This is a genomic window from Sphingobacterium corticis, from assembly GCF_042684745.1.
Taxonomy (GTDB): Bacteria; Bacteroidota; Bacteroidia; order Sphingobacteriales; family Sphingobacteriaceae; genus Sphingobacterium; species Sphingobacterium corticis.
In genome coordinates, this window is the sequence record NZ_JBHUMA010000006.1 from 579967 (window position 1) to 603041 (window position 23075).

Consider the following 23075-nt stretch of genomic DNA (forward strand, 5'->3'; position numbering starts at 1 on the left):
AATCGAACGATTAAAATTCTATATCGTCCGCAATATTTCCACCTTGTTCTTCCGCAAATTTAGCAGCGTATTCTTCTTTTTTTTGTTGATGATAATCTGTAAAATGTAGCACGTCCGCGCTATTGAATTGTTGATTTTGTTGGGTCATCCATTGCATCGCAACCGATTGAAAATCGGCCAAATTAATACCGTATTCGTCCAAAATCCACTGAGCACCATCTAAACCATATTCGTAAGCGGCTTCGCGTGCGCCAGCCAATTCTTCGTAGAAATAGCGATCAGTGCTCAATTTCCGCAAGTTTTCCGAATTGCCCGCGCTCGAAGAAGCTCCTAATGCTTCCAATTTTGGATGCGTAGCATTTTCCGCGAAATATTGTCCAAATAATGTGGTCACGGTAAAGCTGGTATCTTCCGCCATTCGCTGTCCCCAAATTGTGTTTAATTCATCCCAAACGGGAGCTTCGATTCCCATCGCCGCAAATATGTCGGCTTCCGGAACACCCTGTGTTATTTTGATCGTCATCGCAGTATAATCTCTTAACGACAATCCGTGAACGGGAGCAAGCAGAGGATTTTCTTCGACATCGTTTTCCTTGACAAATCCCGATGATTGAATACCATGATGTTTGTAAGAATTAGCCGTTTCAAAACGAATGACTTGATCCGAATCGCAATCATTCCATTCTTGATACAACGACTTACGTAGGTTGGTACGGATGTTAGCGATTTCATCTTCACTATAAACCTCATCATCACTCGCCAAATACTGTTGAACACGGTTTTCTAATTCTTGGTAAAATGATTCGGAAGAATAATGCGTTCCATGTAAATTTTCTACATCGTAATTTGTGTGATTATTGCTCATTTCGATTTTAGTTAAGTTTACTTGATAGGGATTAATTTTCGTTTAAATGCCGTTAGATCGTTTTGATATCTTTTCATGAGATGCTCTTCTTGATCTGGACTTATGCTGATCCAATCTTTATAGAACGCTTCTAGGTAATTTTCCTCCGCTAACAGAGATTCTTGGATAACGCGCTCGCGTTCTTCTTGTAATTCCTGCAATTTGGATTCGGAAGCTAGCTTTTCGTTATTGGACAAATGAATAGAGCTGATTTTAAGTTGATGAATTTCCAAATACAACGTGCGTTCTCTTTCTTGCAATTCATCGATGTGCATACGCAAATGCGCTGTTCGCTGTTCGGCCAAAGGACGGGCAATTAGATTGAGCTTGGCCAAACCCGTCCCAGGCTCAAATGTGTTTTGCGTGCTGCAACTCGGACAGCTTATGTAAGTTCGCAAATAGATTTTTTTACCTAATGTAAGCGGCGATCCGCATTGCGTACATTGAAAGCTTTCTTTTAAACGCTGAAATTCATCTTCAATTTCTTGAAAAACAATCTCCAAGTCTTCTTTGGATGTATTTTGAATTTCAGTGTGATAAGCGTTTAATTTTTCTTCGAAAGCGTGCAAACGATCCATGCAAGCTTCGCGAAACGCATAGCTCTCTTGATTTAGAAACCCGGAAGCAAGCTGACTATGTTTTTCCCAAAGTGGAACAATCTGTATTTCGTAGGTGTCGGAAGCTTTAACACGCAAACTCTCCAGTTGGCCTAAAATTCCTGATTGAACTTGTGAAAAGTTCCGTTTGTACAAATCTTCATCCGTAGCATACAACGTGCGAAGTTCTGGTATTGCTTCATCAACGAGCTCTGACATACGTTGCTCCATCTTTTCCAAAAATTGAAACCAACGCTGTTGTTGGTTTACAAAAGTCGCTGTGCTATCTTTCATGACTTAAAAGCTATGATTTGGTATTATCGTCGGTGTTGAGATAAATTCCTTTGCTCAATTCGGTGTCAATAAATACAAAGCCACAGTAGGCGCATTTCGTCAATCCGTCGTGTTTTGCGCGTCCGGCTCCGCAATTCGGACAAGTTAGCGTTTGCAGATTACTACTTCTTTCCTGCGCCTCGCCACCGTAGATTGATTTCTTGCTAGCCTTTTCTTTCAGCTGCGCCAAAATAGACTTTGTTTTATTTGTCATGATCGATGCTATAATTGATCCAATAACTCTTTTTTCTTTGCTTGATAATCTTCGCTATCAATCAATCCATTATCTAGCAAGTCCTTCAATTGCTTCAGCTTTGCCGGAATATCTGTTTCCTTGGTTGTCGTTTTCGGGAAACCCTGATTCATAGCTTGGATCGCCATAGAACTCGCTGCGATATCGCTCATCGCAGTTCCTTTTTGACTCATCGCTTGTGCCGCCGAGAATTGCGTGTATTTATCGATATCGTTTACCATGTTCATGCTGGTAATTTTGTCGTAATGTTTGCTTACTTCGTCGGGTAACGTAACGGAGCTTATACGAAAATCCAACAATTCCAATCCCAGTTTTTGAAAATACGGAATCAATAACAGCAATACGCGTTCGCTCAAATGCGTCATGTTGCCGGCAACTTCTTTGATAGAAATTTGTTCTTGCGCTAGCACTTCTCCGAAGATTGGTGCGATAAAATCACGTAATTGCGCCTGCAGCTCAAAAATGTTGAAGTGCGAGAAACTTCCTGCATATTGCGAGAAAAACGTTTTCACATCCGCTATTCGTATATCGTACGTGCCGAATGCCCGTAAACGAACTTGTCCGAAAGCTTTATCCTGCATCAAAATAGGAGCGGGCGTTCCCCATTTATTTTGGATAAATCGATGCGTATTGAAAAAGTAAACATCTGCTTTGAAAGGACTTTCAAAACCATATTTCCAACCCTTCAACTTACTTAGGATAGGTATGTTTTCTGTTTTGAGCGTGTGCAATCCGGCATCAAAAACATCAGCTATTTGTCCCTCATTAATAAATAATGCTTGTTGAGAAGGCCGAACGGTTAGCTTCGCACCATTTTTAATTTCTCGATCTGTATCCGGATATTTCCATAATAGCAGATTCGGGTTGGGCGCAACGGATTCGATAATTTCGATATGTGGTAGCTTCATGTGAAATCAATACGTAAAATGTAGATGTCGACTAATCCGAGGTAGATTTTCGAAAAGTCAATGCTTTAAATATAACGTATTTAAATGAAATTTTAGTGTAATTACGGATAGTTTGATGGATGAGCGAAGGAAATATTCGAGCAAATAGGATTCGCTATTTGATTATTTCAATGTCGGATTTAATCTGCAATAAGGCTTCTATAAACCGATCGTTATCGTCGGGAGTAATATACACATCATCAAATTTATCATAATGAATAATTAATCCTTTTGTCGCAAAGGCATAACGGTCTCCAGAAAGCATAGTTTTTTCTCGTTCTATCTTACGGATTGTCGCTATCGAAACGGTTTTTCGCATGTAACCACATATTATGTGGATGTTTTGCTCGTCGATAATAAAAGATGAATCAAACCAACTTCTTAACAGATATATAGAGAATCCGATGAGGATGATGGCAATAATAATAGATGGATGTAGTATCCCGAACGCGACAATACATGCGATTGGAGCAATCCACATGCTCAGAACAGAAAACCAAAATATAATTCCGTAAATCCAGTCTTTACGCATTTTGAAGTATGTCATCTACATCAAGCTTTCCTGAAATATATGAAATTTTTACCTTAATGTTGGAAAATTTGTATGTTTGTTTCGTCACAAGCGCTATGAAAAATCTATGATGATATATAGCGCGAATTCTAACTAACTATTATTATGCGATTTACTTTACAAACTTCTCTTTGCCTCATTTTTTTTGCGCTCTTATGGACAAGTTGTTCCAAAAAAGCAATTGAACCAATTGTTGATCCAGTTGAACCTGAGGAACCTGCACCACCGCTTCCCGAAGAACCAGATTCTAGTTACTACGTTTTCGGTATGACGAAATCGCAAACGCGATTTAAGATTGAAAAAGGTGTTGAGTCAAATAATTTAAACGATGAAGAAGTTGAGCAATATTTCGCAAATCGACGTCAGTTTTTTCAACCTACGGAAATCCTCATCACTAAAGATTCGACGTTCATAACCAAATCCAATCTCACCGAAAAATACAAGTCCGTTTGGAAAAATGACGACAAAGAACTTTATATTCTTACGGGTATTGATGGCACAGAAAAACTTTTAGGCAAGCTGACAGAAGATAAACTTTTGCAAATTGATGTGGCATTTTCTCGGCAAATACAAAGCTCCGGTTCGCGAAGTTTGGTGGTTTTAGATCAGGATTATTCCAGTAATCCTTTCGACAAATCTTTACATTTAGGAAAAACCGGAAACTCGGCTTATGGAGTTGCAGAAGTACTTTTATATAAGGAGAAGGAAACCAAATAATGAAAGAATTTTTGAAAGTGATATTTTCGGCGGCCTTACTCTTATTTTCGGACTGCCTTTTCGCACAGCATAACCGAAGTCAACGAATTTTTGTGAAAAATCCAGATGCCATTTATCTCGGAGCGTTTGTTTCAAAATCTTCCATTAATGAAAGTGAGCACATTATATTGGATGCTCCAACAGATTCGTTGACTGTAAGTTCAAGTTTGCCAATTCTGTCCAAGCGTTTTGCATGTAATAAATTGTCGTATGAAAAAGCCGTAGCGGACATGATAGAAGCCGCTAATTTGTCGAATTTCGGTTCTGTCGGTTTCGCTTCCACACAACGTGAGTTTGTAAACTACGCGGATTTGAATGTTTTGTTCGGTCAGGAAATCGATATCGAAAGTTTTTTGATGACCAAGGCAACGGCGCCATCCACTAAAACGAATCTTGTCTTTAATGTGGAGCATATTTTTGCAGATTTTGCAGCAGACATTAAAAAGCGAGAATTTGATGCAGAGAAACTAAACGGGCTGGAAGAAGATAACATAGCATACGTCTCGGTCGTCGAATATGGTCGTAAAGCTGTTTTGCTAGTGGAATCCAATTTGGGAGAGGATATAGTCAAAGAAGCAATCAATGATGCCTTCGAGAAAGGAGGAATTCGATCTTCAAAATTTAAAGATGTGCTGGCAAATTGTACAATCCGCTACATTAGCTTGGACGCTTCAACATCTCCCGAAGAGTTGGATTTAGATCCCGTCGAACGATTCGTCAATTATCTTGAAAACCCTGTTACGAAAGAAGATTTTAAATCGCCAATGTCATTTCATTTATCCACCCTAAATAACGGGATGTATTTGAATGAATATCCTTAGCTGAAAATCTACGTTGAGTTCTGTGGAACCGATTAATACATCGAAATTTTCGACTTTATGAAAGATTTACAAAAGTGGTGGATTCTAATCAGCTTCATGTTTTTAATGAACCACGCATTTGCGCAAACCAACTCAAGCACTGAACTTTTTGCGAAAAATCCTAAAAAGATTTTTTTAGGCGCCTTAGTTAAGAAAAGTAGTATTAATGGAGCCACACACGAAACCTTAAACACCAGCGCGGACTCTGTCGTCATCCTTCCAAGTGAATTGATGTTGGACTACCGTCGATTTTCTGGTGGGAAGAATGCATTTAACTAAGCCTTAAAACTTATGTTAAAAGATACCGATCCTTCACGATATTCAAGCGGGAGCGCGCTTTTAATAATTTCATAACATCAACTTCAAACCAGCAGAATAGTATTTAAATACTTTTGTTTCGCGTTCCCGAATGTAAAGATTGGGCAGTAAAAACATCAGTATGGAAATGGAAAGCTCGGAAAAAAATGATGTTAGCGGTCTAGCTATCGGCGATGTAACAGCTTTTAATAGAATTTACGAACGCTATCACAAACGCATTCATGCCAATATTCTGAAATTCATTCGCCACGACGATGCTTCGTTTGAAATTTTGCAGGATGTGTTTCTTTCCTTATGGCAAAATCGCTTCAAATTCGAATCCAGCGACACGGTTGGAAATTGGCTTTTTGTAGTTAGTTACAATAAGTCCTTAAACAAACTGCGTAGCGAGCTGAAGCATTCCATTGATTACGTTGCTGAGTTTTCTCAAGAACAAAGTTACTATGTGGACGAGGAAACAGATGATGTGCAGGAAAAACAATTAGCCCTTATTGATGATGCTATTAACATTTTGCCGGCGCGTAAAAAGCAAGTTTTTGTGATGTGCAGATACGAAGGTAAATCGAAAGATGATGTAGCAGCATTGCTCGGGATTAGCCCGCAGTCCGTTTCTGATTATCTGAAACAAGCCAACAAAGCCATCAAGTCCTATGTTCTGCAACGTTATGATGCGCAGGTTCCATATATTTTGTTGTTGTCCGTTTTTCTACAGTCCTAAATTTTATCCTTACAATTTCTTCATGATTCGTTAATACGAATTCGCATCCCCAATTGGTCAATCGTGGTGTATTTATAGTTGATGAAACACCAGAATGATAAACGCATCGCCGATTTTTGGAAAGGTTTGCTGACAAAAAAGCAGAAACAGGAGCTTTTAAAAGAACTCGAGGAAAATGCGGATACAAATGAGGAAAATACGAGAGTAGCATTTCTTCATGCGCATCCCGACGAAAAAGATTTATTTTCTGAAACTCAATATCAGCAAATCTTACGTCAATTGCATCGCGAAATGGGCGTAGAGGAAATCAAACCTATTACGACAAGTCGATATCGCTGGTATGCTGCGGCAGCATCCATTGTTATATTGATAACAACGACGATAACGATCAATTCTAGAAATAATGCGATCGAAGCAGGTAAGATTTAAGTAATGGAAACATTTCGCAAAACGAAGGTTGGTAATCGTAAATAAGAACATTTAACTTTAAGCTATGTATGCGGAATTCTCTTATGAATTTGGTGTACATAGCTTTTCCAATAATTAATACCATGAAGAAATACTTTTTAGCCATAGCCACTTGTTTCGTTATCACTTCGGCAACACATGTTGTAATCGGTCAAGACAACGCGTCGATGAGCCAACGATTCGAACAATTGATGTTCGCGGACAAATCAGCTGGAAAATTAGCGGTTGCCGGACACAGTCACAACGATTACGAACAAGCTATTCCATTTTTAACGGCTTATCATGCCGGAATGGAGTCGATCGAAGTAGATTTGTACTTATCGAATGATAGCTTATATGCTGCCCATGATAAAAAAGATATTAAAGAGGGCAGAACGCTGGAAAAATTGTATTTGCAACCACTTGCTGCGGAATTCAAGAGGAATCAAAATCATCCATTCGCTGATTCGACGAAAAATCTACAGTTACTGATCGATTTCAAGGAAGATTATACGCGCTTGATGGCGCCGTTATTAGCAATTTTGAACAAGTATAACTTTATGTTTGATGAAAAGCATGCAGCACATCCGGTTCGTATAGTTATTAGCGGAAGCATGCCGCCACCAGAGAAATTTGCTGAGTTTCCGACTTGGCTTCGGTTCGACGGTCGACCGAACATTACGTACACGGAAGCGCAACGTAAATATTTGGGAATGATCAGTCAGGATTTGCGCGCTTACGCGGATTGGAACGGAAAAGGAGAACCAAAAGTTTCGGAAATGCAAGCGATTATGAACGATAGTCGCAAAGCGAAGGATTGGAATATTCCTTTTCGATTGTGGGGTACAGCTGATAATGCAAATTCATGGCTTGTACTGGAAAAAATGGGTGTGAAATGGCTAAATACCGACCATCCGGCAGAACTTCAACTTTATCTTAAAAACCTGAACGCATCACGTTTTGAGTTGCCACAAGCGTTAGAAACCTATGTCCCGACTTACAAATCGGATGGGCATAAGTCGAAGATTAAAAATGTAATCCTACTGATTGGTGATGGGATGGGTTTAGGACATTTGCAAGCAGCGATAGCAGCGAATCATGGAGAATCCAATATTAGTCAGATGCACTATATCGGCTTTTCTTCGACAACGTCTTACAGCTTAGGTAACACCGATTCGGGAGCCGGAGGAACGGCAATTGCTACTGGCACGAAAACATACAATGGCCAAATTAGTGTAGATACGAGCGGACGGGCTTTGTCAGCAATCCCAGAATTGCTAAAGCCACTTGGGATGCGCAGTGCGATCATTACGACGGGTGATGTTTCCGATGCTACGCCAGCTGTTTTCTATGCGAAAAACAAAGATCGCGAAGCATCAGAAGAGATCATGGCATCTTTGTTTAACAATCAATCCATTGATTTGCTTATTGGTGGCGCACCCGCGTCTTATCGCGAAAGCGCCAAGCAAAGATATTTCAAGGATCAATTGGCTGAAAATGGTTTTGGGTTGATTAACGACATAAGTACTTTTGAAAAATCAGCGGATCGGAAATTGGTTTTGTTTTTGCCAGATTCACTAACGAAACCCGTTAAAGATGGAAGGAAGCCTGTATTATCGTCGTTACTAAACCTGACTGCTCAAAAATTTGGCAAACATAAAGATGGCTTTTTCATGATGGCGGAAAGTGCGCAAATCGATTGGGGCGGACACGCGCGTGATTTGAATTATGTAGCTACGGAAACGTTGGATTTTGATCAAGCGGTTGGTGAAGCTTTACGTTTCGCGGATCAAAACGGCGAAACATTGGTGATTGTGACCGCGGATCACGAAACAGGTGCTTTAAGCTTGCTGGATATTGATCGTGAAAACGGAAAAGTTCAAGCAAATTTTGCATCCAATGATCATAGCGCGATGTTTGTTCCAGTTATGGCTTACGGTCCGCATGCCGACGCATTTATTGGGTTTTATGAGAATACCGAGATATTTCATCGATTAATTAAGCTTTTAAAAGAACAACGGAACTAGTGATTCTGTTGACTTTGTTGTTCATATTTCCTTTGTTAAGGATTTGAACAATACATAAATAAACCGATCAGGCATCCTCTTTAGGATGCCTGATCGGTTTAATATATAATAGTTTTCTATTCTCTGATCTGCCCAGTGCCAAAAACGTAATATTTGTTGGTGACCAATTGCTCCAATCCGAGCGGACCCCGATGATGCAATTTGTCGGTACTAATCGCCAATTCTGCACCAACACCCATCTGTCCGCCATCCGTAAATCGGGTAGAAGCGTTGTGATAAACTGCTGCGCAATCCACTTGTTCCATGAAAGCTTGCGCCTTCGTTTCGTCTGCGGTAAATATCACAGCAGAATGTCCACCGCTGCAGGTATTTATTTTCTCAATCGCTGCTGAAAGTCCGTCTACTGCGCCGATGGCAATTTTCTTCGCCAAAAACTCCTCGTGCCAGGCTTCGTCTGGTAAAGACTGCGCAGCGGAGAAATAATCTTTCAATTCCTCATCCGCCAAGATTTCTACGGATTCCGTACCAAATCGTTTACCTAATTCTTGCATACGCTCCGTTAAATTTGGTAGAGAAGCATCCACCAGAATCTTATCCAATGCATTACATGCACTGATTTTATCTATTTTGGAATGCACAGCGACTTTAACAACCATATCCCAATCCGCATCAGGCGCAATGTAAGCAAAGTTGTTTCCGCGTCCACTGATCAACACGGCACATTGTGCATGCTCTTTCACAAATGCAATTAATCGTTCTCCACCTCGGGGAACAATTAAATCTAAGCGTTGCGGCGGATTACGAAGAAATTCTTGTGTTTCTTCTCGATTCAGCGTAAGCAACTGAATCCAATCTTCCGATAAATCGTGCTCCGCTAAAGCACGATGCCAGCAATCTACCAAAGCTTGATTGGTATAAATAGCTTCCTTTCCACCTTTTAGCAAAATGCTGTTATTCGCTTTAAATGCAAGCACGGCTGCTTCGATGGTTACATCCGGGCGTGATTCATAAATAATCATGATCGTACCGAATGGGGCCGTTTGGTTGGAAATACGTAAACCGTTTTCCAAATTTCTTTCAGAAATTGTCCTTCCAACTGGGTCATCCTGCGAGCTAACGGCCTGAACGGCTCGGATCATTTCGTCGATCTTCTTATCGTTGACGAGCAGGCGATCGTAAAGCGCTTGATCTTGTCCTTGAAAATTGGCAATATCCTGTGCGTTAACATCTAAAATTTTTTGACGATCTCGATTTAATATTTCAATCATCGATGCTAAAACCTTATTTTTTATATCTGTATCTAAACGTTTCATCTGTAAATGATTTTTATCGTATGCTATTCGGTTGTTCGGCTCTGTAAATTAATCAATTGATTCCATTACATGGTAAACTTCGTGCCTACTTCTACACCATTTACAATATCTAAAATTACGTTCGGACGTTTTCCGTTGGCGATATACGTAGTGATCCCTAGATTAGCCGATTTTTTAGCAATATTCAATTTGGATTTCATTCCGCCACGACCTTGCGCTTCGCCTTTGGTGCTTTCCTGCACATATTTTTCTACGGGTTCGTCCGCGCTGATATGACTTAGCAATTCACTATCGGGATCTTCAGGATGGCCATTAAAAAATCCATCTGCATCCGTCAATAGAATCAACATATCTGCTTGAATCAATTCCGCTACCAAACTAGCCAGCTCATCGTTGTCTGTGAAAGTGGACATAGATAGCGATACGGCATCATCCTCGTTGGCAATCGGCACAACGCCTTCCTGCAACAATCCTTCATAACAATTGATCATGTTTTCTCGGTGTCTGCCTGGATCGAAATCGCGTTTTGTAGCTAAAACTTGTGCGCAGCGGATTCCGTATGAACGAAACAACGTATAATAATGACGCATCATACGTGGCTGGCCTATGGCCGAGAACACTTGCCGACGTACGATTTTATCGTCTGTTTTTAGTTTATGACGCATCACTTCTTTCCCAGCAATCACCGAACCCGAAGATACAAGTACGGTCATAATATCCTGCTCGTGCAAAAAAGCGATTTGGTCAACTAATTTTTGAAGCACCTTCTCTACGATGCGATTGTCTTTATTGGTTATGACGTGCGTCCCCACTTTGATGACTACACGTCTGATTTTCTTTTCCTCTATGTTGTTATTATGCATGGTTAAATTCTTTTCCTAATTCTACCGCTCGGTTAAATGCTGCGTAAGCCGCTTCTTTAATTTGCTCTTTCACGTTGTTGTCTTCCATGGAATCCAGCGCCGCTTGTGTTGTGCCGCCTTTGGAAGCCACTTTTGCCATCCAAGCGTTTGGATCTAAGTCGGAAGATCCGAAAAGTTCCACTGCCCCCGCAAAAGTTTGATAAACAAGCGTACGTGCTTCCCGCGCTGAAAAGCCCATTTGCTGCGCCGCTTCCATCATGGATTGCATGAAATAGAAGATATATGCAGGTCCGCTGCCCGAGATTCCAGTAGATGCGTCAATGTCCTTTTCGGTATCTAAATAAATGGAGCGTCCCGTTGTGTCCAATAATTGTTTGATGGTCGAACGTTCCAATCTAGATACTTCCGGAGAAGCGGTAAATGAAGTCATCCCCAAGCCAACTTGTGCTGGTAGATTTGGCATAGCGCGGATTACCTTGCTCATTCCCAGTCCTTCCTGAATCACTTTGATGGTCACGCCCGCCATAATAGAAACAAACACCTGTTCGTCGTTAACAAATGGGCGCATTTCCTCCATCAGGCCTTGCGCATGATTGGGTTTTACGGCAATAAAAATAACGTCAGCCGCCGGTAGACAAGCGCTGAGTTGTGTATAGCCATCCAACAACGGATTGGTGGATAGTTCAGCCACACGTTCTTCTGATTTATCTAAAATCATCAGATCGTTGGTTTTTAAAATGGTTGATTTCGCAATAGCTTCCGCGTAAGTGAAGCCCATATTCCCGCCCCCGATTACTAGTACTTTCATCCTTTTGTAATATTGATTTTTAAAATGTACCAAATGAAGGTTTTCTTCATTTTTACACCTAAAATGAAGCAATCTTCGTGCGAAACGTGCCAAAAATGGTCTATTTTTTTCATTTTTCGCAAAATATGAAAAATAAGGTGATGAAGTTTTCAGTGCTTTTATCGGCTATCTCCGGCTAAACGTACATTATTTTCATAGCCTGCAAATGTGTCACCTTTACACTTAGGTAAGGAAATCATTGCGATATGGCCTGACAGATCTGCGAGATGTCGAGCATTTCCGTGAGAATCGGGATTAATCTCGCGGCAAACGCTCCGGACGGCGCATGTGGTAGCTAGTTGCTGTGATCGCCTCCATGAATGAAACGATAGCCGCAACTTCCGATTTTGTGAGATGTAATTTTTGAAGTAGCGGATCGGTGATTGGATGCAATGGATCAGCTGCTTTTTCTTCGGCGGTTGCCGTGTTCATTTGCATGCCGCTGTTGTAAATATTTATCACACCAGTCATATTCCAAAACATACCGTTGTGCATCCACGGCTCTGTATTCATGACGTCGCGGAGCGATGGTGTGCGGAATTTTCCAACATCTTCCGGTTTTCCGGTGATATGGTACCGCCCCAAATCTTCGTATTTTCTTTTATAATAAGTCAGACCAATATTATGGAAATCCTCATCGGTTAGAAATTGTCCATTATGACAATTCATACATCGTGCCTTGGTTCTAAATAAATGTAGCCCTTCAATTTCTTGTACGGAGAGTGCCTTGTAGTTTCCATCTAGAAATTCGTCAAAGCGGCTTCTTCTGCTTTTTATTGTTCTTTGGAAGGCTCCTAATGCTTTTAATACTTCGGGTACAGAATAGTCCGGATCATCAAATGCGGCCAGAAAAAGCTGGTTGTAAGCGCGGATTGATTTTAGTTTCGGGATGAGTTCCGTGATGTTCATATTCATCTCGTGATGTGCTTCGATAGGAGATAGCGCCTGCGCTTCAAGTGCACGCTCACGTCCGTCCCAAAAAAGCGTTTTGCGCGCGTAAACATTTAATAAGGAAGGTGTGTTTCGCGTGCCTTGCTGATGATCATGACCGATCGGAGTGCTCACCTTATCCGCCCAACTGCTTTGAGGATGGTGACAGGAACTGCAGGAAATTTGATTGGATCCCGATAAGATCGGATCGAAGAATAAATTTTTACCCAAGACTACAATCGGCGATTCCATGATTTCGAAATAGTTCGAGTCGACTTTTGGTAGCGATTGAAATTCTGCCCAATTGACGGATGGATCGATAGTAGGTTTCGGCCATTCGCTTATTGGCTTTTTATATAAGTGAGCTATAGTGTCTGCTTTTTGGATTGATTGATTCATTTGCTCATTACCGAAGGATAGCAAAAGAACCGTGAACACACAGCAAAAGAAACCAATTAAAACGCGCATACTATTTGATCTAAAGTGCACAAAATTATATCTTTTATTTAGAATAAATAAAAATAATTAGGGATTACTAAACACGATTTCTATATTTGCCGCATTATTTAGAATCTATATAAATAGTGTCTGCCGTGGGAATTTTATTGAGGACATTGGTATTCATTGGTCTGATTTGTTTCGCTATTTTATTCAATGCTGTGAACGCTTTCGCACAAAGCCGATATGAAGCCAAAATAGTTGGTAAAGTGTATGACAATTCCATTAGTGATGTGCTATCGCTTGCTAATATCTATGTAGAGGAAACACAGCAGTCGACCAGAACCGATGCCAAAGGTGCATTTGAAATTAATTTAGGTCGCTATTCCTCGGATATTACCGTAGTGGTTACTTACATCGGCAAGAAGATGGTCAAACAAAAGATTTCACGACGAAACTTCAATCATCCGATTAGCATCATCTTGGTGGATAATAGCTTGACGTTGGAAAAAGTGGATGTCAATCCAAATTTTGAAGGAACGAGGAACTCTATATCGTCCATCACGTTTGACGAGGAAGCGATCGAACGAGTCCAAGCTTTTAGTCTGATAGATGTTTTGAATAATCTACCCGGTAAACAAATTACCGCTCCAAATATCAATGGTCCGCAAACGTTGACATTACGCAATACTTTGGATAGAAGTGACGCAATCAATAATTCTCTAGGTATTCCTATTATTATGGATGGAGTCGCGATATCAAACGATGCGAATATGCAATCGCGCTTGGTGGGACAACGGGGAATGGGTTCGACCGGCATACCATCGACTGGTGGAGCGCGATTACCGGTAGACGTGCCATTTACCGGAATTGATTTGAGGGAGATTCCAGTGGAATCGATCGAAAAAATTGAAGTTATCCAAGGTGTTGCGTCTGCGGAGTATGGAGAATTGACGGATGGTGCAATTTTGATTGAGAGAAAAGCAGGAAAATCGCCTTGGCATTTTACGACCAACATTAATGCTGGCGCACGTAACTTTTCTCTTAACAAAGGCGTCAACTTACCGAAAAAATGGGGTGGGTTGACCATCGATGGTAATTACGCTATTTCTAATTCCGAACCTACTGATCGATTTCAGGAATATCGTCGCTATGGTTTGGGCGTACGCTGGAATACGGTGCAGTACAAATACTTTCGTAACAAACTTAGTTTGGACTTCAACCAGCGTTTGGACGAAGTTAAATTGGATCCAGACGATAATGCTGACAAACGCTTTGAATCAAAGGAATCCGGTATTCGTATCTCCAATAATACGTCCATTTTGATCAATAAATCTTGGTTGGATGATATCAATGTGGTTCTTTCTTATTCGGAACGCAACCAAGAAAGCTTCGCTCAGATGCTATTGAACAGAGGCCCGATTCCAATCGGAGGAAGAGATACTACCGGAATTTACGAAGGGATTTACATAGATGGGCGTTATCTTTCTGAGGAACAAATCATAGGCCGGCCGGTCACAGCTTCTGCCAATATTCGATTAACAACTCGATTTAAAATAGGGGATGCTTCGCATGTACTAAGTTACGGCGCGAACGCGAATTATTCCAATAATGGCGGGCGTGGAATGATTGCCGATCCGGCTCGTCCGAGGTTTATTAACTTCAACGGACAAAATCTTCGACCTTACCCATTCGAGCTTACGCCATCCATTCTAAATTCCGGAATTTATTTAACAGATAATATGCGGTATCGTTGGTTCGGCAAAGCCATGAATAGCAGCCTTGGTGTTCGCTTCGATTCACAAAATGGTTCACTATCTATCCAGCCTCGACTTAATACTCAAATCGTATTTAACAAAAAATGGCAAGCCGGATTGGGATTTGGCGTGGCAACAAAATCTCCTACTTTATTGCATCGGTATCCGCCACCAACTTGGATCGATATTCCATTAGGTAATGTTATGTATAATGATACGTATTTGTATCTGTTGCATACAGAACGCGTAGAATTAACTACGCCGAATTTGAAACCAAATCGATCCATGCAAGCCGAATTTACGGTGAATTATCGAAATGAATTCATCACATCGCGCTTCAATGGTTTCTTTAAACATGCGACAAACGGCTTTCAAAGCGTAAACGCCGTCTATCCGATAACGCTACCTAATTTTTCATTTAGTAGAAATCAGGAAACCGGAAAAATCGAATACGAAGAAACGGGTGAATACACGAAGCATTTCGCGGAAATCAATAAAATTGAAAATCGTTTGAGTTCCTACAGCTACGGGTTTGATTGGACAATATCAACAAAGAAGATTGACGCCATTCAAACGAGCTTTCTTACGAGTACCTCGTTCATTCTATCACAAAATGATAATGGCGAATTAGTCAATCGTGTCCGACTTTCATCGCCAGTAGATATTAATGGCGCGGAAATTTGGCATGCATTATATCGGCCGACAGACAACGATCAACGATATATCTTGACCAGTAAGCTAAATTCTACTACGCATATCCCGAAGCTAGGTTTTGTCGTGATGGCCAATGCCGACGTTTTTTGGATGAATAAGCTATCGTCGCTACATAAAGCAGATACGCAACCCGCCGTTGGCTATCTAGATGAATATTTAAATCCCGTTTACTTGACTTCAGCGCAACAAATAGCGGGAATCATTCCTCCGCGGGATTTAAATCGAAATAGTACGGAACAACGAATCGTATATGCAAACTTGTCGCTGTCCGTAGCTAAGGAAATCGGGAAAAAAATTCGAATCGCAGTAACGGCTTATAACGCATTCAATCTTCGACCTGTATCTTCTTTTATCGATCCAAATAGTGGTCAAGAAAACACCATTCAATACAATAGTCCGGTAAGCGTAACCGGTGGAGTCGCGTTCAGACTTTAATCTACTTTATTTAGAAAACCATTCACAGAAATATATATGAAAATGAAACCAAGTTTATTATTTATAGCAAGTGCGCTGTTCTTATTTACTATCGCTTGTCAAAAAGATAGGGAGCAGGCGATGCCAGTTAATATGCAGATTCAATTGGGTGTTGACGAAGCAGAAGTTCCCTTTCAGGTGCCTTATGAGAAAGCAAAGATTGTGCTGGAAAGTAGCGCCGGAGGAATGAAGTATGAAATTCAGGCCGATTCCGAAGGAAAAATAACATTACGTGATCTAGTCCCGGGAGTGTATTCTATAAATGTCACTTTGCAAATTCCCGCTGCTGATTACAGCACGTTGAGCGGTTCAAATCAAGAAGATGATTTCTTTTTAAACTTTTCGCTACCTAACAAAGGAATCTATGCAGATGAAATTTTGAATGCTACGCTTATTCCAGCAAGTACCGTCGGCGGATTTGTTATCAAGCAGATTTATTATTTAGGTTCCGACATAAAGAAGGGAGCAAATTTCCGAGATAATTTTATTGAAATCTATAATAATAGTTCACAAAGACTTTACGCCGATAGTTTGTTGATTATTACTGTTTTCGGTAATCAAGGAAAAGTTTCTAACGATTGGACACTTCCTGGTACCACACAATATGATTGGAGTAAATCGATAAATATGGATTTATCAAAAGGCGATCCAAATACTGAATTTATATATGCGAAGGCACTATTTGAAATTCCAAGTGATGCCACCGGAAAAAGATATCCAGTTGATCCCGGAGAGAGTATTATTATCGCCGCTACAGCCGCAAATCATGCAGGTTCTTACGTAGATGTAAACGGCAAAACGATTACTGTAGAAAATCCAGAGCTTACTGTAGACTTGAGGGACGCGGATTTCGAAGTAAATACTGCGGACTACAATAAACGGATTGGTGATACTAGAGCGCCCATGGCTAGCGATATTGATAATTTAGATGTGGATAATGTTTATATCCATTTTATGAGTAATAGCAAGGAGTGGCTTCTTGACCCGAAAGCAAGAGAATCTTACGCTATCGCGAAAGTAGACCGAACAGTCGATGTAAGTAAATTGCCGACCTATTCAAAACCCGAAGATAGAAATGTGACATCGTCAACGACGCTTTATCCACAGTTTCCAATAAAATACATCATTGATGCCGTTGAAATTAAAACTATGGTAACAAAAGAAATTACGGCTAGGCGGTTACCTATCCGGCTTGACGCTGGTGCAACGTATGGCCCGGGTGAACAATACTCAAGTCAATCTGTGGTTCGTCGTACTGCTAAATCGGTAAATGGAAGAAGGATTTTAAAGGATACCAATAATTCTAATAATGATTTTGGGTATTTACAACGAGCTGACGCGACAAAAGGGCAAACTTCATTTATCGATTAATTGAATGATTCGTATTAGTTTATTCGTTTTACTATTTTTTACCATCCAAACTACGTTTTCACAATGTAGTTTGGATTCGGTGTATTGGTTTAACCAAATTCAGCAACGAACGGAAGCACTTATTCTAGCACCTACCTTTAGGATGCAAGGAGAGCAAAACAGCTATGGGATTTTGGAACTTAACCAACAATTTGGGCAAGGCAGATTTAGGCAAGCGCAACAAGCATTCTCCAATAGAAATACCAGTTTTACGGCAAAGGGTTTCAATCAATTAGGCCGTTTTCATGTTGGGGCTGTATTTACTTTTAACAACCAATATGAAGATAGTTTAGCGAATAATCTGCGAAGTAATCTGAATGATTTAGCCACGTTTTATCCTTATGCAAACCAAAGCGGACGATATCAACGACAAAATTATAAGCTAAATGCGGCACTTGCTTTTCAAGCTACGGATCACGTTAAACCTTTCATCAAATTGGACTACCTATATCATTGGTCGGCCGGTACCGTCGATCCTAGACTGAAAGCTACGCGTTTCGAATTAAGAGCCAAACCCGGCGTTGCTTTTACCTATGGTGCGCATCAATTGGGTGTTTACGGAATTATAGGGAAGGGGGATGAGCAAGTTAGCCTTTCTTATAAGAACGACGTGTTTTCAAACTCTATGCTGTATCCAGATCGGATCTACCACATGAGTTACGGATATGGAAGCTCCGTGATCCGTGATTTTAGTAATAATTATAAATATGATTCTTATCTAGGCGGCGGATTAGAATATGCTTCTATGTTTCGTGATTGGAAGATGCAAGCCAATGCAGAATGGCAACGTTATCATAACACCAATCAGATTACGTCTAAAGGCTCGGCATATTACACAGGAATTGTGGGAGAATTTGAGTTGCAATCTTGGAAAGCCAACTTAGCTTTATTCGGACCTTCGAATAAATCGACACAACAGTCGTTTAGTCTGGATGCTCTCTATCAAAGTGGATTCGACGGTAATATAAGAACTACAGGAAGCTTAGATATTGTAAACTACAAGGTAAATACGCTGGATCTTTTAGGTAGGTACGATTTGTTGTGGGACAAGGATAAGCCATTTTCTAAGGAAATAGGTTTGGATGTGAAATATGCTTCTAGCTCTCGGCAGGATTTGGTTCAATCGGTGGATTTTAATATAGCGGATGTCGACATCGGGGCTCATTTTCGAGCTTATGTTCAGCAACGTTCCGGAAACCGGATGAAGTTTGCCGTGCTTCCTTATTTCAGATTGCCTACAGAAACATCACTGACTTACAATACCTATTCCAAATCGGAGTTCGTTCGGAATGTTATTTTCACAGATTACTATTATAACGCAGCGCGATATGTTGGGTCGCAATTTCAAGCGGAATATATCGGTCAATTCTTCGGGAAAAACCACTTGGGATTCTACGCGAATTTCGACTACCGCCGAGCGTCCAATCCGGAATTAAGACCCGATTTTGATCCGACTTTTGTTCCCAACGGGAATCGTTGGGAAACAAATGTGGGAATACGGATGTATATTCAATAAGTTAGGAAAGGACTAGCGCTCAATATCTTTCAGACTATCCATTTTCTTGTATGCTAAGAAACCTTTGATATCTTCGAAATGTTCGCGCACGCGTTTGTTGCCAAACTCAAATACTTTCTTCGCTAAGCCGTCCAAGAAATCACGATCGTGAGAAACCAAAATCAGCGTGCCATCAAAATCTTGCAACGCATCCTTGATGATATCCTTGGTTTTCATGTCCAAGTGGTTAGTTGGCTCATCGAGGATAAGTACGTTCACTGGTTCAAGCAACAGTTTAATCATTGCTAAACGCGTTTTCTCACCTCCGGAAAGTACTTTTACTTTTTTGGTGGTATCATCTCCGCTGAACATAAAAGCACCCAACAAATCCTTGATTTTCACACGAACATCGCCCACAGCAATTTGGTCGATGGTTTCAAAAACCGTCATTTCCTGATCCAACAATGCCGCTTGGTTCTGTGCGAAATAACCGATTTTTGCATTGTGGCCAACTTTTAGGGAACCTTCGTAATCGATCTCGCCCATAATTGCTTTGATCATGGTGGATTTACCTTCCCCATTTTTTCCGACGAAAGCTACCTTTTCGCCCTGCTCAATCACCATATTCGCCTTTTCGAATACCGTATGATCGCCATATTTCTTGGTCAATTCTTCCACCATCACCGGATATTTACCCGAGCGCGGAGCAGGAGGAAACTTCAATCGCAATGCCGATGTATCCACTTCGTCCACCTCGATAATTTCCAATTTCTCTAACATCTTTACACGCGATTGCACTTGCAATGTTTTAGAATATGTGCCCTTAAAGCGATCGATAAATTCTTGGTTGTCGGCAATAAAACGTTGTTGCTCTTCGTACGCTTTCAGCTGATGTTGACGGCGTTCTTTACGCAATTCTAGATAATGGCTATAGGTCGCTTTGTAATCGTAGATCCGACCCATCGTCACCTCGATCGTGCGATTGGTGATATTATCAACAAAAGCTCTATCGTGTGAAATCACAACAACCGCTTTTGCAGAGTTTAACAGAAAATCCTCCAGCCATTGAATACTTTCGATATCCATGTGGTTGGTCGGCTCATCCAATAAAATTAAATCAGGTTTCTTCAACAGAATTTTCGCCAACTCAATACGCATGCGCCATCCACCGGAAAACTCAGACGTCAAACGCGTGAAATCTGCGCGCTCAAAGCCCAAACCTTTCAATACTTTTTCGACTTCGGCATCATAGTTCGTTTCTTCCAAAGAATAAAACTTCTCGCTGAGTTCAGAAACCTGCTCAATCAGGTTCATGTATTCGTCACTTTCGTAATCCGTGCGCACGGTAAGTTGTTCATTCAGTTCTTCCAACTGCGATTGCATACGATGCACTTCATCAAAAGCTTTTGATGTTTCCTCAAAAACCGTGGCATTATCTTCGGTTAGCAAATGCTGCGGAAGGTACGCGATCACCGCATCTTTCGGAGCGGAAACATTACCGGATGTCGCCTTGCCGACACCAGCAATAATTTTCAATAGCGTAGATTTCCCCGCGCCATTTTTACCCATCAACGCAATTTTATCATTTTCATTAATGGAAAACGATACGTCGCTGAAAAGCGTAGTTCCCCCAAATGCTACCGAAATATTATTAATACTGATCACTGTTTGTCTTGTTTTTAATGCAGCCGCAAAGATAAGGTAGTTAGTGCATTTGACGCATAGTTCGAAGTAAATAATTTGCAAGGAGATTTCGGGTATAATGAGCGGCTATTTAATCTTTAACATCATAAAATTCTGTATCTTCGATAGTCTATCTTCAAAAACTGATCACCGATAAACTAAATATGGATCCTTCGAAAGACTATATAGCGATTAACAGAGCATCTTGGAACAACAGAACCGACGCGCATATTCATTCCGAATTTTATGATATGCCGAGCTTCTGGGCAGGGAAATCATCTCTAAAAGAAATAGAACTGCCGTTGCTCGGTGATCTTCGTGGAAAATCGGTGTTGCATCTGCAATGCCATTTCGGACAAGATTCGATTTCGTTGAGTCGGTTGGGAGCCAAGGTAACTGGTGTTGATTTGTCAGACAAAGCGATCGATAAAGCGAGGGAAATTGCTACGGAAGCCGGGTCGGATGCGCAATTCATTTGCTGTGATATTTTCGATTTGCGTAATCATCTAGAAGGTCAGTTTGATGTGGTTTTTGCCAGCTACGGAACGATCGGTTGGTTGCCGGATTTGAATAAATGGGCGAGCATTGTCGAACATTATCTGAAACCTGGCGGCAAGTTTGTGTTTGTTGAATTTCATCCGGTGATCTGGATGTTCGATGAGCAATTTCAGGGAATCCAATACAGTTATTTCAATACCGGCGCAATCGCGGAATGCGAAACAGGAACTTACGCGGATAAACAAGCAAATATTTCACAAGATTACGTGATGTGGAATCACAATTTGAGTGAGGTTATGGGAAGCTTATTGCAAAACGGTTTACAGATCGAGCATTTTGATGAGTTCGACTATTCACCGTATGATTGTTTTAATAATACAACCGAGTTTGAGCCCGGCAAGTTTCGTATCGTTAATTTTGATTCAAAGATTCCGATAGTTTACGCTTTAGTTGCTAGCAAAACGGTATAGATGTTGTTCGAAGTATTTCGTTAATCAAGAAAAGAAAGTTATGGAATTATGGATTCTTTATGGTTTAGATGCGATTTGGATTGGCGCAACGATCTGGTATGGCGTCGTGCATTTTAGACGTAAGTTTGCGAAGTAGTTAGCGCTTGTGTTATTTCGATATCGCTATGTAATTTTCCTGTTGCTAAAACCTTTTTGTGATACGATTTGGATATTTTATGATCTAAATTGACAACTTCCTCATTGCTTTAATCTTCAAATTTGTTTTATCGAGTCGTCCATATTGGAATTCCTCTTGAGGCCAATTTGGCGCCTGATATAACCATTGTAAATAGAATAAAGCGATTTTTGATGATTACACCGACAATAAACCATTTTATTCATTTTGGCATTTGGGCAATATGTATTTCCGGTTTCCATTTCCCACCAACCAATAATGCGGAAAACGGATCGGCAATTGATTCTATAAAAACGTATCAAAATCCGGTATTTGAGCCAATCCTTGCGGACCCTAGCGTAATTCGCGATCCACTTACCGGTGTTTTTTACGCGTATGGTACGCAAGATAATTGGCGCGACGGAAAAGGTAGTCGATTAGTTCCTATTTTGGAATCAAATGATTTGGTATCATGGAAAGTGATTGCAAACGCATTTTTGACGAAGCCAAACTGGAAAGCGGAAGGTGGCATTTGGGCGCCGGACGTTGTTTTGCTTAACAATGAATATTATATGTATTATGCATATTCCACGTGGGGCGATGCTAATCCCGGCATTGGCGTTGCACGTTCCAAATCGCCAACCGGACCATTTACGGACGAAGGAAAGCTTTTTGATAGCAAGGACATTGATGTACCCAATTCCATCGATCCATATTTTATCCAAGAGGATGGTAAAAACTATCTATTCTGGGGAAGCTTTAGCGATGCGCCAACGCAAGGGAATTTCGGCGTAGAGTTATCGAGCGACGGTTTAAACATTGCCGAAGGCGCAGAGAAATTTAAAATTACAGCTGGCGATGTGGAAGCAGTCGTAATCCACAAGCGCAACGGTTATTTTTATTTTATAGGTTCCAAGGGGAGCTGTTGCGAAGGAAAGAAAAGCACTTATCATGTTGTAGTCGCTCGTTCCAAATCGTTAACCGGACCATATTTGGATAAAGAAGGAAAAGATATGAAAAATCGCGGTAGCGGCACCCTGTTGTTCAAACGAAATGCTCGCTTTGTCGGTACTGGACATACTTCGCGTATTATTACCGACGATGAGGGGCAGGATTGGTTATTGTATCACGGGATAGATTCTCAGAATGATCGGGTGGGAAATGGAACTTCCCGTCGTACTTTAATGTTAGATGCCGTTCGTTGGGAAGATGATTGGCCGAGCGTTGTTGGCGATACGGCAAGTGCCGCCATACAGAGAGCACCAAGATTTAAGAAATAACACATGTACCTATGGAAAA

21 protein-coding genes are annotated in these 23075 nt (G+C 40.9%); 11 read left to right on the top strand and 10 right to left on the bottom strand.

Features of this window, described 5'->3' with window-relative positions; genetic code table 11:
• Nucleotides 1–10 precede the first annotated feature (10 nt).
• The 5 genes from ACFSQ3_RS08505 to ACFSQ3_RS08525 form a co-directional block, all read right to left on the bottom strand.
• Nucleotides 11–865 carry a DUF6620 family protein gene (locus ACFSQ3_RS08505; RefSeq protein ID WP_380869114.1) on the bottom strand — a complete coding sequence of 285 codons (855 nt, stop codon included), beginning with the start codon at nt 863–865 and terminating at the stop codon, nt 11–13.
• A 17-nt stretch (nt 866–882) separates the two neighbouring features.
• Nucleotides 883–1794: a hypothetical protein gene (locus tag ACFSQ3_RS08510; protein WP_380869115.1), complete on the bottom strand. Its 912-nt coding sequence runs from the start codon at nt 1792–1794 to the stop codon at nt 883–885.
• 10 nt (nt 1795–1804) lie between these two features.
• Nucleotides 1805–2047 (bottom strand): hypothetical protein, encoded by a 243-nt coding sequence (locus ACFSQ3_RS08515; RefSeq protein ID WP_380869116.1) that lies wholly within the window; start codon nt 2045–2047, stop codon nt 1805–1807.
• Between the two features lie 8 nt (nt 2048–2055).
• Nucleotides 2056–2994, bottom strand: coding sequence for an SPFH domain-containing protein (locus tag ACFSQ3_RS08520; RefSeq protein ID WP_380869117.1), 939 nt, complete (start codon nt 2992–2994; stop codon nt 2056–2058).
• Nucleotides 2995–3148: 154 nt separating this feature from the next.
• A complete protein-coding gene (locus tag ACFSQ3_RS08525; RefSeq protein ID WP_380869118.1) occupies nt 3149–3580 on the bottom strand; it encodes a PH domain-containing protein in 432 nt (143 codons plus the stop codon).
• A 129-nt stretch (nt 3581–3709) separates the two neighbouring features.
• Here ACFSQ3_RS08525 and ACFSQ3_RS08530 point away from each other — a divergent pair, with 129 nt between their 5' ends.
• The 6 genes from ACFSQ3_RS08530 to ACFSQ3_RS08555 all read left to right on the top strand — a co-directional run bounded on the left by ACFSQ3_RS08530 (nt 3710) and on the right by ACFSQ3_RS08555 (nt 8730).
• A complete protein-coding gene (locus ACFSQ3_RS08530) occupies nt 3710–4321 on the top strand; it encodes a hypothetical protein (RefSeq protein WP_380869119.1) in 612 nt (203 codons plus the stop codon).
• On the top strand, nt 4321–5181 hold the full coding sequence (locus tag ACFSQ3_RS08535; RefSeq protein ID WP_380869120.1) for a hypothetical protein: 861 nt from the start codon (nt 4321–4323) through the stop codon (nt 5179–5181). The genes ACFSQ3_RS08530 and ACFSQ3_RS08535 overlap by 1 nt, the downstream gene beginning before the upstream one ends.
• A gap of 57 nt (nt 5182–5238) precedes the next feature.
• The gene (locus tag ACFSQ3_RS08540; RefSeq protein WP_380869121.1) at nt 5239–5499 is read left to right on the top strand and encodes a hypothetical protein; all 261 of its coding nucleotides are present in this window, start codon (nt 5239–5241) and stop codon (nt 5497–5499) included.
• Nucleotides 5500–5659: 160 nt separating this feature from the next.
• Entirely contained in the window at nt 5660–6256 is a 597-nt protein-coding gene (locus tag ACFSQ3_RS08545; RefSeq protein WP_380869122.1) for a sigma-70 family RNA polymerase sigma factor, read from the top strand.
• Between the two features lie 81 nt (nt 6257–6337).
• Nucleotides 6338–6685 carry a hypothetical protein gene (locus ACFSQ3_RS08550; protein WP_380869123.1) on the top strand — a complete coding sequence of 116 codons (348 nt, stop codon included), beginning with the start codon at nt 6338–6340 and terminating at the stop codon, nt 6683–6685.
• Between the two features lie 122 nt (nt 6686–6807).
• Nucleotides 6808–8730: an alkaline phosphatase gene (locus tag ACFSQ3_RS08555; RefSeq protein WP_380869124.1), complete on the top strand. Its 1923-nt coding sequence runs from the start codon at nt 6808–6810 to the stop codon at nt 8728–8730.
• Between the two features lie 116 nt (nt 8731–8846).
• Here the strand turns inward: ACFSQ3_RS08555 and ACFSQ3_RS08560 are convergent, their stop codons facing one another.
• From ACFSQ3_RS08560 to ACFSQ3_RS08575, 4 genes are all read right to left on the bottom strand, one after another.
• The gene (locus tag ACFSQ3_RS08560; protein ID WP_380869125.1) at nt 8847–10043 is read right to left on the bottom strand and encodes a glutamate-5-semialdehyde dehydrogenase; all 1197 of its coding nucleotides are present in this window, start codon (nt 10041–10043) and stop codon (nt 8847–8849) included.
• A 65-nt stretch (nt 10044–10108) separates the two neighbouring features.
• Complete coding sequence (gene proB / locus ACFSQ3_RS08565) at nt 10109–10906, bottom strand: glutamate 5-kinase (protein WP_380869126.1); 798 nt, start codon at nt 10904–10906, stop codon at nt 10109–10111.
• Nucleotides 10899–11807: a pyrroline-5-carboxylate reductase gene (gene proC / locus ACFSQ3_RS08570; RefSeq protein ID WP_380869127.1), complete on the bottom strand. Its 909-nt coding sequence runs from the start codon at nt 11805–11807 to the stop codon at nt 10899–10901. Before proC ends, proB begins: the two co-directional genes overlap by 8 nt.
• A gap of 201 nt (nt 11808–12008) precedes the next feature.
• The gene (locus ACFSQ3_RS08575; RefSeq protein ID WP_380869128.1) at nt 12009–13151 is read right to left on the bottom strand and encodes a cytochrome-c peroxidase; all 1143 of its coding nucleotides are present in this window, start codon (nt 13149–13151) and stop codon (nt 12009–12011) included.
• A 125-nt stretch (nt 13152–13276) separates the two neighbouring features.
• Between ACFSQ3_RS08575 and ACFSQ3_RS08580 the strand changes: the two genes are divergently transcribed.
• From ACFSQ3_RS08580 to ACFSQ3_RS08590, 3 genes are read left to right on the top strand one after another with little or no spacing between them, the layout of a single operon-like run.
• Nucleotides 13277–16027 (top strand): TonB-dependent receptor, encoded by a 2751-nt coding sequence (locus ACFSQ3_RS08580; RefSeq protein WP_380869129.1) that lies wholly within the window; start codon nt 13277–13279, stop codon nt 16025–16027.
• A gap of 36 nt (nt 16028–16063) precedes the next feature.
• The gene (locus ACFSQ3_RS08585; RefSeq protein ID WP_380869130.1) at nt 16064–17437 is read left to right on the top strand and encodes a DUF4876 domain-containing protein; all 1374 of its coding nucleotides are present in this window, start codon (nt 16064–16066) and stop codon (nt 17435–17437) included.
• A 4-nt stretch (nt 17438–17441) separates the two neighbouring features.
• Nucleotides 17442–18992, top strand: a complete 1551-nt coding sequence (locus ACFSQ3_RS08590; RefSeq protein WP_380869131.1) for a DUF6850 family outer membrane beta-barrel protein — start codon at nt 17442–17444, stop codon at nt 18990–18992.
• Nucleotides 18993–19004: 12 nt separating this feature from the next.
• On the opposite strand, the gene ACFSQ3_RS08595 is transcribed toward ACFSQ3_RS08590, so the two are convergent.
• Nucleotides 19005–20636, bottom strand: a complete 1632-nt coding sequence (locus tag ACFSQ3_RS08595) for an ABC-F family ATP-binding cassette domain-containing protein (protein WP_380869132.1) — start codon at nt 20634–20636, stop codon at nt 19005–19007.
• 182 nt (nt 20637–20818) lie between these two features.
• Between ACFSQ3_RS08595 and ACFSQ3_RS08600 the strand changes: the two genes are divergently transcribed.
• Together ACFSQ3_RS08600 and ACFSQ3_RS08605 are read left to right on the top strand one after the other, a co-directional pair.
• A complete protein-coding gene (locus tag ACFSQ3_RS08600; RefSeq protein ID WP_380869133.1) occupies nt 20819–21622 on the top strand; it encodes a class I SAM-dependent methyltransferase in 804 nt (267 codons plus the stop codon).
• A 348-nt stretch (nt 21623–21970) separates the two neighbouring features.
• The gene (locus ACFSQ3_RS08605) at nt 21971–23056 is read left to right on the top strand and encodes a family 43 glycosylhydrolase (protein ID WP_380869134.1); all 1086 of its coding nucleotides are present in this window, start codon (nt 21971–21973) and stop codon (nt 23054–23056) included.
• Nucleotides 23057–23075: the final 19 nt, after the last annotated feature.

What these genes read in the sequence shown, in the direction of transcription:
- ACFSQ3_RS08600 (WP_380869133.1), top strand. Translation starts at nt 20,819, where the DNA reads ATGGATCCTTCGAAAGACTATATAGCGATTAACAGAGCATCTTGGAAC.
- ACFSQ3_RS08535 (WP_380869120.1), top strand. Translation starts at nt 4,321, where the DNA reads ATGAAAGAATTTTTGAAAGTGATATTTTCGGCGGCCTTACTCTTATTT.
- ACFSQ3_RS08505 (WP_380869114.1), bottom strand. Translation starts at nt 865, where the DNA reads ATGAGCAATAATCACACAAATTACGATGTAGAAAATTTACATGGAACG.
- ACFSQ3_RS08585 (WP_380869130.1), top strand. Translation starts at nt 16,064, where the DNA reads ATGAAAATGAAACCAAGTTTATTATTTATAGCAAGTGCGCTGTTCTTA.
- ACFSQ3_RS08560 (WP_380869125.1), bottom strand. Translation starts at nt 10,043, where the DNA reads ATGAAACGTTTAGATACAGATATAAAAAATAAGGTTTTAGCATCGATG.
- ACFSQ3_RS08520 (WP_380869117.1), bottom strand. Translation starts at nt 2,994, where the DNA reads ATGAAGCTACCACATATCGAAATTATCGAATCCGTTGCGCCCAACCCG.
- ACFSQ3_RS08575 (WP_380869128.1), bottom strand. Translation starts at nt 13,151, where the DNA reads ATGCGCGTTTTAATTGGTTTCTTTTGCTGTGTGTTCACGGTTCTTTTG.
- ACFSQ3_RS08605 (WP_380869134.1), top strand. Translation starts at nt 21,971, where the DNA reads ATGATTACACCGACAATAAACCATTTTATTCATTTTGGCATTTGGGCA.
- ACFSQ3_RS08510 (WP_380869115.1), bottom strand. Translation starts at nt 1,794, where the DNA reads ATGAAAGATAGCACAGCGACTTTTGTAAACCAACAACAGCGTTGGTTT.
- ACFSQ3_RS08525 (WP_380869118.1), bottom strand. Translation starts at nt 3,580, where the DNA reads ATGACATACTTCAAAATGCGTAAAGACTGGATTTACGGAATTATATTT.
- ACFSQ3_RS08515 (WP_380869116.1), bottom strand. Translation starts at nt 2,047, where the DNA reads ATGACAAATAAAACAAAGTCTATTTTGGCGCAGCTGAAAGAAAAGGCT.
- ACFSQ3_RS08555 (WP_380869124.1), top strand. Translation starts at nt 6,808, where the DNA reads ATGAAGAAATACTTTTTAGCCATAGCCACTTGTTTCGTTATCACTTCG.
- ACFSQ3_RS08550 (WP_380869123.1), top strand. Translation starts at nt 6,338, where the DNA reads ATGAAACACCAGAATGATAAACGCATCGCCGATTTTTGGAAAGGTTTG.
- ACFSQ3_RS08545 (WP_380869122.1), top strand. Translation starts at nt 5,660, where the DNA reads ATGGAAATGGAAAGCTCGGAAAAAAATGATGTTAGCGGTCTAGCTATC.
- ACFSQ3_RS08540 (WP_380869121.1), top strand. Translation starts at nt 5,239, where the DNA reads ATGAAAGATTTACAAAAGTGGTGGATTCTAATCAGCTTCATGTTTTTA.
- proB (WP_380869126.1), bottom strand. Translation starts at nt 10,906, where the DNA reads ATGCATAATAACAACATAGAGGAAAAGAAAATCAGACGTGTAGTCATC.
- ACFSQ3_RS08590 (WP_380869131.1), top strand. Translation starts at nt 17,442, where the DNA reads ATGATTCGTATTAGTTTATTCGTTTTACTATTTTTTACCATCCAAACT.
- ACFSQ3_RS08530 (WP_380869119.1), top strand. Translation starts at nt 3,710, where the DNA reads ATGCGATTTACTTTACAAACTTCTCTTTGCCTCATTTTTTTTGCGCTC.